The 10,767-nt window shown below is 65.3% G+C and carries 9 protein-coding genes and 1 other RNA gene; 8 read left to right on the top strand and 2 right to left on the bottom strand.

Going from position 1 to position 10,767, the window contains the following annotated elements; translation table 11 throughout:
• Nucleotides 1-681, top strand: a 681-nt coding sequence (locus C1876_RS17095) for a response regulator transcription factor (RefSeq protein ID WP_148707954.1), incomplete at its 5' end; no start/stop codon positions are given.
• Nucleotides 682-747: 66 nt separating this feature from the next.
• Here the strand turns inward: C1876_RS17095 and C1876_RS17090 are convergent.
• The gene (locus C1876_RS17090; protein ID WP_114547926.1) at nt 748-2,481 is read right to left on the bottom strand and encodes an FAD-dependent oxidoreductase; all 1,734 of its coding nucleotides are present in this window, start codon (nt 2,479-2,481) and stop codon (nt 748-750) included.
• A 296-nt stretch (nt 2,482-2,777) separates the two neighbouring features.
• Between C1876_RS17090 and C1876_RS17085 the strand changes: the two genes are divergently transcribed.
• The 4 genes from C1876_RS17085 (at nt 2,778) to aspS (ending at nt 7,064) form a co-directional block, all read left to right on the top strand.
• Nucleotides 2,778-4,253, top strand: coding sequence for a response regulator transcription factor (locus tag C1876_RS17085; RefSeq protein ID WP_114547925.1), 1,476 nt, complete (start codon nt 2,778-2,780; stop codon nt 4,251-4,253).
• Between the two features lie 85 nt (nt 4,254-4,338).
• Nucleotides 4,339-4,731, top strand: a complete 393-nt coding sequence (locus C1876_RS17080) for a ribbon-helix-helix domain-containing protein (RefSeq protein WP_114547924.1) — start codon at nt 4,339-4,341, stop codon at nt 4,729-4,731.
• Nucleotides 4,728-5,138 (top strand): type II toxin-antitoxin system VapC family toxin, encoded by a 411-nt coding sequence (locus tag C1876_RS17075; RefSeq protein WP_114547923.1) that lies wholly within the window; start codon nt 4,728-4,730, stop codon nt 5,136-5,138. Before C1876_RS17080 ends, C1876_RS17075 begins: the two co-directional genes overlap by 4 nt.
• 147 nt (nt 5,139-5,285) lie before the next feature.
• Nucleotides 5,286-7,064 carry an aspartate--tRNA ligase gene (gene aspS / locus C1876_RS17070; protein ID WP_114547922.1) on the top strand — a complete coding sequence of 593 codons (1,779 nt, stop codon included), beginning with the start codon at nt 5,286-5,288 and terminating at the stop codon, nt 7,062-7,064.
• A gap of 58 nt (nt 7,065-7,122) precedes the next feature.
• On the opposite strand, the gene C1876_RS17065 is transcribed toward aspS, so the two are convergent.
• Nucleotides 7,123-8,244: a serine hydrolase gene (locus C1876_RS17065; RefSeq protein WP_114547921.1), complete on the bottom strand. Its 1,122-nt coding sequence runs from the start codon at nt 8,242-8,244 to the stop codon at nt 7,123-7,125.
• A gap of 177 nt (nt 8,245-8,421) precedes the next feature.
• Between C1876_RS17065 and ffs the strand changes: the two genes are divergently transcribed.
• From ffs to dnaX, 3 genes are all read left to right on the top strand, one after another.
• Nucleotides 8,422-8,515: signal recognition particle sRNA small type (gene ffs, locus C1876_RS17060), an RNA gene on the top strand.
• A gap of 60 nt (nt 8,516-8,575) precedes the next feature.
• Entirely contained in the window at nt 8,576-9,253 is a 678-nt protein-coding gene (locus C1876_RS17055; protein WP_114547920.1) for a VTT domain-containing protein, read from the top strand.
• 308 nt (nt 9,254-9,561) lie between these two features.
• The coding region (gene dnaX, locus C1876_RS17050; RefSeq protein ID WP_114547919.1) for a DNA polymerase III subunit gamma/tau at nt 9,562-10,767 on the top strand (1,206 nt) is incomplete at its 3' end.

Here is a 10,767-nt window from a genome sequence, read left to right as displayed (position 1 = left end):
GGGGGGGGGCTGTCATCGCGGGGATCGGCGGTGCTCACGTTCTGCGTGTGCTACGTACCGCTGTTTTCCATCGGCCTCGTGATGGGCGGGGCGGCCATTCCGTCGAACGCGCCCGACGCCTTGTGGGAAAGCAACATGTGGGTGCTGCTCATCGCCATCTTCGCGTACGACATCCGCGATTCGGTGTATGCCATCAGGGGGTTGGCCGTGGGGCTCATGTTCGAGGCGATGTGCATCGGACAGCTGATCGCGCGCGTGTCGACGCTGGGGCTGTCGACGTGTCCGTTCGTGGTGATGGGCGGCCTGACGGCGCTCTACGGCATGAGCGTATGGCGGCAGCTGGCGCGGTCGGTGCCGAAGAAGCGGGCGCGGGTCGAGGCGGCGGAGCCGACGGCGGCGGAGGCGCCGCAGGCGGGACAGGAGACGGGGGCGGACGAGGGGATGCCGTCGGAGATGCGGGCGTACTGCCAAAAGCTGGCTGCGGAGAACGGCCTCACGCCGCGCGAAGAGGAGATTCTCGAGCTCATTGCGCTGGGGCGCAGCGCGAAGTACATCGCCGACGACCTGACGATTTCCCACAACACGACGCGCACGCACATCAAGCACGTGTACGAGAAGCTGAACATCCACTCGAAGCAGGAGCTGCTCGACCTCGTGCTGTACGGCTCGGGCTTGCTGTGAGGCGCAGCGGCCCGTCGCGGAGGGGGTGCGACGGGCCGCTGCAGGGAGGGAGGACGGGCGCGGCGGTTAGCCGAGGAACGCCGCCACCGACTTGCCGCATTCGCGGCCGAGCGTGATGGCGAATCCGAGGCTGACGCCCGGGATGGGTGTGATGTACTCGTAGCCGAAGCGGCGGCCGCAGTCGTTGCCGGACACGTACAGGCCGGGGATGGGCTCGAAGTTCTCGTCGAGCGCGTTCTGCTCGCCGTCGGTGATGATACCGCCGCAGGTGACCATCGTCTCGCCGAGCTCGGGGTCGAACGTGCAGGCGTAGAACGGCGCTTCGTTGACGGGGAACAGCACGGCGGCGTCGCGACCGAACTGCTGGTCGGCACCGGCCTCGCAGTAGGCGTTGTAGTTCTCGATGGTCTCGATGAAGTTCGTGACGGCTTCGCCCTCGAGGCCCATCTGCTTCGCGAGGCCCTCGAGCGTGTCGTCGGCGATGAAGTCGATGGAGGTCACCGGGCCCATGCCGCCCTTGTCGTCCTCGGCCGCCGCGGGTTCCTCGTAGGTGCCCTTGAAGATGGCGTAGGCCTTATCGAGCGATTCCTGGAGCGAGGCGATGTTCTCGTCGGTGGCCGTAAAGCCGGCATGCTGGGGGATGGTGTACTGGCGGTACTGCGGGAAGTTCGCGTCGAGCACGGCGAACTTCGTCTTGCGGCTGCGGTAGATGGTGGCGAGGCCGCGCTGCTCGGAGGTGGGGTAGTACTCGTTGCAGAAGCGCTTGCCGTTCTCGTCGATCCACACGGCCTGGGGCAGGCAGTTCATCTTGCCGGGCACCGAGAGGCCCTTCATGTTCATGCCGGGGATGGGGCACGTTTCGAGGTGCGCGCCGGCCCAATGCGCCATCTGCACGCCGCGGCCGTCGTTCGCCGACATCGACGAGAGCTGCTCGTCGCCCACGAGGGCGCCGGCCATGTCGGGGATGAGGTCGGCCATCATCTCGGGGTTGCCGCCGAAGCCGCCGCAGGCGATGACCACGGCCTTGCAGGTGAACTTGAGGTTGCCCTCGGCGTTCTTCGCCACGAGGCCGGCCACCTTGTCGCCGTCCTTGACGACGTAGAGGGCTTCGGTGCCGAACAGGAACTCGGCGCCCGCCGCTTGGGCGGCTTTGCGGTTGTACTCGTGGATTTTCGTCTGGTTGCAGTCGCCGTAGAAGCTGCACACGCTCGGCCAGAACTTGATGGCGCCGAGGTGGTCCATCTGGTGCTCGGTGGGCGGGAAGAACGCGGTGGTCATGGTGGCGAGATCGTCGTCGGTGAGGTCGGAGAGGTACCAGTCCATGTTCGCGCCGGAATTCTGCGCGTACTTCATGACGAGCTCTTGGTTCGGATAGTTGCCCGTGATGGTCATCCAGTTTTGGAAGAACTCCACCGGGTCGATCTCGGGGACGCCGCGCTCTTTGAGGATGCTCGCGTTGAGCGTGCCGGCCTCGTTGCCGACGGCCGCGTACGTGTCCTCGGGCTGCTTTTCCACGAGGATGACCTTCTTGCCCTGCTCGGCGAGCTCGCGGCATGCGGTGATGCCGGCGAAGCCGTGGCCGCAGACGACCACGTCGCAGTCGTACTCCTTCGCGAAGTCGGTGACCTCGGCCGGCGGGGTCTTCCAGCTTGACGCGTCCGCGCTTGCGGTGCTCTTGCTTTCCCCGGCGTCGGCCGTGTTCGCCTGCGGCGAGCAGCCGGCGAGGCCCGCCGTGGCGGCGACGGCCGCGGTTGCTCCCAGACCTAAAAACGCACGGCGCGAAAATTCGATGCTTCCCATGGTTCCTCCCTTGCTCCTTGGTTGGTGCTGCTTGCTGACGGTTGGTGCGATGACGCGATGGTGCGGGTGCCCGGCGGGTGCGAAGCGTCGTGCCGGGCGTCTGGAATGCATGCTAGGCGGCGCGCCCGGCCGGCGTAATCGCGGCGATGGGGGATTTCGCGCCGCGACCCCTCACGGAAATGGGGTAGATGCGAGAAACCGCAGGTAGACGGTTCGATATAAGAGGATAGCGTCTGCGCTGCATGCGGTATACTGAGCGCAAGGGAAGGACGCGACGGGGAGAAGGAGGGGCTCGCATGCGCCTTTCGCAGGACTTCAAACTTGAATCGCTGTTGTTCGTGGCGTTTTTCGCCACGCTGCCGCTCTATTCTCCGAACCTCGTGATGTTCCACGACCTGCTGAGCGGGTCGGAGGCGTTCATGCCGCCGTTCGTGAACGCGATGATGGTGACCGCCGTGGCTGCGGGCTTGGCGGTGGCGCTCGTGTCCTCGCGCACGGGCGTTGCCGCGTTCGTGCGGCTCCCCGCGGTGTTGGCGAGCGCCGCGTGCTACCTTGCCGGGTTCGGGCTGTTCGCGCTCACCTTGGGCGTTGACGGGTTCGGTTCCGCTGGGTTGGCCATGGCGGCGGGCATTGCCGTGTCGCTGGGCGTGGTGCCGCTGTGCGTTGCTTGGGGGACGTACCTGTCGATGCTCGACCTGCGGCAGGCGCTCCTGTCGTTCTCGCTCATGATAGGGATGGCGTCGCTGGTGGAGCTGCTGCTGTCGGCGGTGGAGATACGGGTGGGGCTGGTGGCGTTCGGGTTGCTGCTGGTGCTGGGCGTGGTGCTGCCGTGCTGGAAGGCTGCGCGCGGAGCGCTCGCTCGCATCGCGAGCGAAACGGGCGGTGGCGAGGATCGGGAGTTGGAGCGCTTTGCGAGCGCGGCGGCGGGCGCGCGCGATCGCGCGGGGTTGGCGCGCAGCGTGCGCGGGATGGCGTCGGTGCTGGCCATGCCGTTCATCGGGCTGCTCGTGTTCGCCTTCGTCATGGGCGTGCGCAAGTTCTTGGTGTTCGACCTGTTCTACGTCGAGGCGCTCGGCGGCATCGTGGCGGCCCTCGCGGTGCTGCCGCTGTGCCTCGTGAAGACGGAGCGGCCGCTGCTGTCGCTCATCTACCAGGTGCTGTTGCCGCTGTTCGCGCTTGTGCTCGTGGTGCTGAACAGCTTTCCGGTGGGCACGGTGCTGCAATGGCTGGCGGCGACGTTCTCCTACGTGTTCTACGGCGTGGTGGGCATTTTGGCGCTGGCAAGCCTGTGCGCGATGGCCCATGCGCGCGAGTTTCCGCCGACGCTCATCTACGGGTTGACGGTGGCGGGTTTCGCGCTCGCGTCGTTCTGCGGCATCATGTGCGGCGGGCTGCCGCCGTTCGAAGATCAGCAGGGCGGGCCGATCCTGCTCGTGGTGAGCACGGTGTACTTCGCCTTCCTCGTGGCGGCGCCGCTGCTGGCGGCGTGGCGACGCGAGGGGCGCGACGGCGGTTTGGAGCCGCGCGAGCGGGCTTCGGGCGATGCCTCCTCGCAGCTGCAGCAGCAGTGCGAGCGCGTGGCAGGCGAACGCGGGCTTTCCCCGCGCGAGACCGAGATCCTCGCGTATCTGGGGCGCGGCCACGGCATCGCTTTCGTAGCGAACACGCTGGTCATTTCCGAAAGCACGGTGCGCACCCACGTGAAGAGCATCTACCGCAAGCTGGAGGTCTCGTCGCGCGAAGAGCTGCTCGCGCTGATCGACGAAGAGTGAGCTTGGCGTTGGTGCGAAGGCGGTGGCGTTGCGGCGCTGTTTCATGTATGCTGCATGTAAAATGCAGGACACGAAAGGAGTCGCTATGCCCGCTTTGCAGGTACGAGATTTCCCCGACGAGCTGTACGAGCAGCTGAAAGCGTACGCCGCGAGCCAGCATCGCAGCGTGGCGCAGCAGACCATCGTGGCGGTGGAGCAGATGCTCGAGGCGGCCGACGCGCAGCACTATGGGGACGGCCGGGAGCTGCGCCGCGCCGTGCGTCCGATCTCCGATTTCGACACCGAGGAAGAGCGCGCTGCCCGTATCGAGAAGCGCAAGAAGCTGTTCGCGCGGATTGAGAAATTGCCGAAGTTCGAGCTGCCTGATGGTTTTCCCAGCACGGCAGAATTGATTCGGCAGGGTCATGAAGAGCGTGATCGACGTACACTCGGTGCTGTAGGATTCGACGATGGATACGGGGAGGTGATTACCCGATGATCGTTCTCGATGCGAGCGCTGCAGTCGACATGGCGCGCAAAACTCCGGAGGGGTTGGCGCTGAGTCGGCTTTTGCTCGATGGGGAAGAAGTGATCACCCATGGATTGTTTTCCTCGGAGGTTTGCAACGCGTTCTGGAAATACGGGCATGTAGGGGGACTTTCCAAGGAGGAGGTGCAAGCTTTCTCCAAAGAAGCAATAAGCCTCGTCGACCGGGTTTGCGATACGGATGATCTTCTCTGCGAAGCGCTGTCCGAGGCCATACGCCTCGATCATCCGGTGTGCGATATGCTCTATTTCGTGCTCGCGCGGCGTAATGCGGCGACGTTGTTCACGTTGGACGAGCGTTTGCGGAAGCTGTGCTTGGACAACGGGGTGAACTGCGTTGCTTTGGACGACGAGTTCTAGAGGAGCGCATTTTGCATGAAGCGATGCGCGCGGGAGCGTGCATTATACGTGCAATGCAGTACAATGACTAGGTTTGAGTAACGTCTGTGCGGCTCGGGAGGGTCGGCAGATGCAGATAGCAGTGCTGAGGAGCAAGGAACCAACGTTATGACGGACTTCATGAACGAATACTGCATGCACACTGCCACGTGCGGCGAGCTGCGCAAAAGCGATGTGGGCCGCGAGGTCGTGCTCACGGGCTGGGCGTGGCACAACCGCGACCATGGCGGTCTCATCTTCATCGACCTGCGCGACCGCGCGGGCTACACGCAGGTGGTCGTCGACCCCGACTGCGTGAGCGCCGACGACTTCGCGAAGGCCGAGCATCTGGGCCGCGAGTACGTGCTGAAAATCGCGGGCACGGTGCGCGATCGCGGTGCGGACGCCGTGAACCCGAATATGGCCACGGGCGAGATCGAAGTGCTGGCGAAGTCGGTCGAGGTCCTCAACACGAGCGTGACCCCGCCGTTCTCCATCGAGGACGGCATCGAGACGGACGAGACCACGCGCATGAAGTGGCGCTACCTCGATATCCGCCGCCCTGAGATGTTCGAGGCCCTGCACCTGCGCCACAAGGTGGCTCAGGCCATGCGCTCGGCCCTCAACGAGCGCGGCTTCCTCGAGGTGGAGACGCCCATTCTGGCGAACTCCACGCCCGAAGGCGCGCGCGACTACATCGTGCCGAGCCGTCCGAACCCGGGCCGCTTCTACGCGCTGCCGCAGAGCCCGCAGCAGTTCAAGCAGATGCTCATGGTGGGCGGCATCGAGCGCTACTACCAGATTGCCCGTTGCTTCCGCGACGAGGACCTGCGCGCCGACCGTCAGCCTGAGTTCACGCAGGTGGACATCGAGATGGGTTTCGTGCAGGGCGAGGACGTGATGAACCTCATGGAGGACGTCATGGCCGAGACCCTTGCCGCCGTGGGCGTCGACCATGAGTTCCCGCTGCAGCGCATGCAGTATTCCGAGGCCATGGAGCGTTTCGGCAACGATCGGCCCGACACGCGCTTCGGCATGGAGCTGCACGACATCACCGATATCGTGAAGGACACGGGCTTCAAGGTGTTCTCGAGCGTGGCGCAGTCCGGCGGCAAGGTGGCCGCCATCAACGCGAAGGGCGCGGGCGACTGGAGCCGCGGCGACGTTGAGAAGCTGGCCGACATCGCGGCCGAGAACGGCGCGAAGGGCATGGCCTGGATCGCGTTCACGACCGACGGCAAGGAGAAGAGCCCCATCATCAAGTTCTTCAGCGACGAGGAGTTCGCCGCGCTGAAGGAGGCCATGGACGTGGAGCCGGGCGACCTGCTGCTGTTCGCCGCCGACAAGCCCGAGGTTGCCAACGCCGTGCTGAGCGCGCTGCGCCTGCACATGGCCGAGGCGCTGAACGTGCCGCGCGAGGGCCATCAGCTGCTGTGGGTGGTGAACTTCCCCATGTTCAAGTACGACGAGGACGAGAAGAAGTACGCCGCCGAGCACCATCCGTTCACGCACGTGCTCGACGAGGACGTGGACAAGATCGAGAGCGCGCCGCTCGAGTGCGGCAGCTACTCGTACGACCTGGTCATGGACGGCTTCGAAGTGGGCGGCGGCACCATCCGTATCCACAACGCCGAGGAGCAGCGCCGCGTGCTGCGCGTGTGCGGCCTCACCGACGAGGAGATCGAGGAGAAGTTCGGCCACCTCATCCACGCGCTTGAGCTGGGCGCACCGCCGCACGGCGGCATCGCGCTCGGCCTCGACCGCCTGATCATGCTGCTGGGCGGCAAGGCGTCCATCCGCGACGTCATCGCCTTCCCGAAGACGTCGAGTGCAAGCGACCCGATGACGGGCTCTCCGAGCGCCGTCACCGGCCGTCAGCTCAAGGATGTGAACCTGCGCACGCTGTAGCGGCGCTTGACACACCGCATGATGGTACGAAGCCCGCCGAATTCGGCGGGCTTCTTCGTTAGGCGAGGTCTTCGCGGGCGGCGAAGACGGTTGCGGCGAGGGCGGTGAGTGCGTCGGCGTTTTCGGACGAATAGGGCGCGCTGCTCATGAGGCAGAGGAGGTAGGTGCGCCCGTCGACGGTCACGATGCCGGCGTCGTTGATGCCGCAGTACGCGGGGTCGTCGTCGGCGTACCATCCGGCCTTGTCTTGCACGACGACGCGCTGGGGCGCGAGGGCGTCGCGGATGAACGACGTTTCGGTCTGCTGAAGCAGCGCGCCGAGCCAGGCGGCCGACGGCGCGTCGCTTGCGAGGTACGCGGCGGCGTGCAGCCACAGCAGCCCCGCTTCCCGTGTGTGGTAGGTGGGGTACCAGTCGTCGGCGAGCGATGCGGAAAATCCCTGATCGGCAAGGTATGCGGGGAATTCAGCATCGTAGTTCGCGCGGAGGATGCGGTAGGAGTCGTTGTCGGAGGCGGTGATGCTGTCCTCGATGAGCATCCCGAGGGGGTACGAGGCGAGGTCGTCGTACCGGTACGTGCCGGCGGGGTCCATGAACGCGGTAGCGGCGTATTCGGGGCACGGGGTGTCGAGCGTTGCGTGCTCCGTGTCGAGCTGGGTTTCGCAGAGGTAGAGCGCGTAGAGGGCTTTGAACGCACTGGCGCCGTACGAGGCGGCGTCGAGGTTGCTGGCAAGGCCGCGACCCGTTTCGAGGTCGAGCAGCAGGTAGCCGACGTTCCAACCGCCCTCGGCAAGCGGAGCGCAGGCGGTTTGCAGGGCGGCGGCGGTTTCGTCGGCGAGGACGGGCGACGCGTCGACGCTCGCGGCGTTCAGATTGAAGGCGAAGGGCTCCTGCTGAGAGGGGAGCGCCGCGATATCGGCGGCGGTGGGGGCGTAGGGTTCGCGCTCGATAGGAGCTGCGGGTGCGGGCAGGTTGCATGCGCGTGCCGCGTCGTCGAGCGCGCTGGCGAACGACGGGGCGAGTGCGTCGTCGTTCGCGTAGGAGGGCGCTTCGGCATGTTGGGCGGCGACGAGGGCGAGCGCTGCAAGCGTCGCGACGAGGAGGGCGCCGCCGACGATGCCCGCGATGAGGGCGCGCTTCGGCCGCCGCGCGGGGATGCTATGGGATGCGTGATGGGGCAATCGTTCTCCTTGGGCGGGCGCGGTTCGCTGCGTGCGACCTCGATCGAGATTCTACCAGAAGCGCCGCGGGCGATTCCTGTGTGCTTTTGGTTGCTTCATTCGGGGAAAACGAGCACGGTTTTCCCGGTTCGTATATACTAATGCTTCGCATGCTTGAGCATGTTGTACGAGTATCTCGGATGGGCCGGGGCGGCGCCATGTTCCGAACCTGGTCAGGTCCGGGAGGAAGCAGCCATAAGGGACCGCTGGCGAGCGCCCCTGCCTATCCGGGATACTTTTGTGTATAGAGACGCATACGGCACGTCGTGCGTGTTGAAACCGAAGGGCGTACATGGACATCATCAATTTCTTCGTCAACCTGCTCAGCGATCCTCGCGGGGCGATTGCCGGCTGGATCATCGCGCTGGGCCCGCTCTGGGTATACTCGCCGCTGTTCCTGATTGTGTTCGTAGAGACGGGCCTCGTGTTCTTCCCCTTCCTGCCGGGCGACTCGCTGCTGTTCGCGGCGGGCGTGTTCTCAGCCGACGGCGGCGGCCTCAACATCTGGGCGACGCTCATCGTGTTCTACGTGGCGGCCATCTTGGGCAACACGTCGAACTACTGGATCGCCCGCTTCTTCGGTAAGCGCATCATCGATTCCGGCAAGGTGAAGGCGCTCACGCCCGAACGCATGGAGAAGCTCGATCACTTCTTCGCGAAGTTCGGCGGGCTCACCATCGTCATCACGCGCTTCATGCCGTTCTTCCGCACGTTCGCCCCGTTCATCGCGGGCACGGGCCATATGAACTTCGGCAAGTTCACGCTGTTCAACTGCATTGGCGGCATCGCGTGGGTGAGCTTGTTCGTGCTGGTGGGGTACTTCTTCGGCGGTATTCCCATCGTGCAGGAGCACTTCGAGGTCATCGTGCTGGGCATCGTGGCGGTTTCGGTGGCGCCGGCCATCATCGGTGCGGTGAAAGCGGCGATGAACTCCCGCAAGGCGAAGAAAGCGAACGCCGAGGTCGAATAACGCGCGGGCAGCCGGAGGTTTTGGCCAAAAATGACGGCTGTGGTACATCTACGAACCCGCACCCCCTCATTTTGCGCGGCGATGAAACCTCCGAACAGGGGAAACGCAATCCGCCGCGCAAAGGAAGGGGCGCAGGATCATACGCGTTTACCGTCGATGGGTTGCTGCTGATGCTGTGAGGTCGTTTGGGGGCGTGCCGTGCGAGCGGCGCGATACCGCTATACTATGCAGAGCAGCGAGCCGCGACGGGCGCATCCGACGCTTTCCGCAGGCTGCGCACGCATGGAATGGAGGCAAGGGCACAACTCATGGCAGAAGCGCTGTATAGAAAATACCGGCCGCAAATCTTCGAAGATGTCGTTGGCCAGGAGCACATCGAACGCACGATCAAAAACGCGATCGAGCAGGACAAGGTGAGCCATGCCTACCTGTTCACGGGCCCGCGCGGCACCGGCAAGACCACGACCGCACGCCTGTTGGCGAAAGCGTTGCTGTGCGAGCACGGTCCCACGCCCGAGCCCGACGGCACCTGCGACGACTGCGTGATGATTGCGAACGGCGAGCATCCCGACGTCTACGAATTGGACGCCGCCTCGCGAACCGGCGTGGAGAACGTACGCGAGGAGATCATCGGTCGCGTGCAGTTCGCCCCCACGCGCGGGCGCTACAAGATCTATATCATCGACGAGGTGCACATGCTGTCGACGGCGGCGTTCAACGCGCTGCTGAAGACGCTTGAGGAGCCGCCGAGCCATGTGGTGTTCATCTTGGCCACCACCGATCCGCAGAAGGTGCCCGAGACTATCCACTCGCGCTGCCAGCGGTTCGATTTCCGCCGCATCTCGGCCGAGTCCATCGTGTCGCGTTTGGGTGCCATCTGCGTGTCCGAGGACGTCGAGTTCGAGGGCGAGGCGCTCGACCTCATCGCGCATCGGGCCGAAGGCGGCATGCGCAACGCGCTGACCTCGCTTGAGCAGCTCATCGCGTTCGGCGAGGGCAAGGTGACGATGGAGGTTGCCGAGCGTCTGCTGGGCTCCATCGACACGAACGACCTGGCGGAGATCGTGCGGGCCATTGGCACGCGCGATGTGGCGGCGTGCTTCTGCTGGACGGCCGAGTACGTGGAGACGGGCGCCGACCTGGCGCAGTTCACGCGCGATCTGGCCGAGCATATGCGCAACATGTACGTCATGTCGCTGGCGGGGGCCGACGTGGCCCTCGAAGTGGGCGAAACCGTGCGGCGCGAACTGGCGAGCGAGCTGCCGTTGTTCGGGCCCGATCGTCTGGCGCGGATGCTGGGCGTGTTGGGCGACTTGTCGGCCGAGCTGAAAACGTCGACGAACCCGCGTTTGTCGTTCGAGATCGCGCTCACGCGCATGGTGCGCCCCGATTCGGATTTGACGCTCGAGGCGCTCGCCGAGCGCATCGAGGCGCTGGAAAGCGGCCACTCGGCCGTGGCGCACGTGATTGGCGGCGGGGCTCCGTCGGCGGGTGCGGGGGAGCGTGCTGGGGCC

Source organism: Eggerthella sinensis (genome assembly GCF_003339815.1).
Lineage (GTDB): Bacteria > Actinomycetota > Coriobacteriia > Coriobacteriales > Eggerthellaceae > Eggerthella > Eggerthella sinensis.
Note: the sequence above shows the minus strand (reverse complement) of the source record. Positions and strands in the feature narration are given on the sequence as shown.

What these genes read in the sequence shown, in the direction of transcription:
- C1876_RS17075 (WP_114547923.1), top strand. Translation starts at nt 4,728, where the DNA reads ATGATCGTTCTCGATGCGAGCGCTGCAGTCGACATGGCGCGCAAAACT.
- C1876_RS17090 (WP_114547926.1), bottom strand. Translation starts at nt 2,481, where the DNA reads ATGGGAAGCATCGAATTTTCGCGCCGTGCGTTTTTAGGTCTGGGAGCA.
- C1876_RS17055 (WP_114547920.1), top strand. Translation starts at nt 8,576, where the DNA reads ATGGACATCATCAATTTCTTCGTCAACCTGCTCAGCGATCCTCGCGGG.
- C1876_RS17080 (WP_114547924.1), top strand. Translation starts at nt 4,339, where the DNA reads ATGCCCGCTTTGCAGGTACGAGATTTCCCCGACGAGCTGTACGAGCAG.
- C1876_RS17085 (WP_114547925.1), top strand. Translation starts at nt 2,778, where the DNA reads ATGCGCCTTTCGCAGGACTTCAAACTTGAATCGCTGTTGTTCGTGGCG.
- aspS (WP_114547922.1), top strand. Translation starts at nt 5,286, where the DNA reads ATGACGGACTTCATGAACGAATACTGCATGCACACTGCCACGTGCGGC.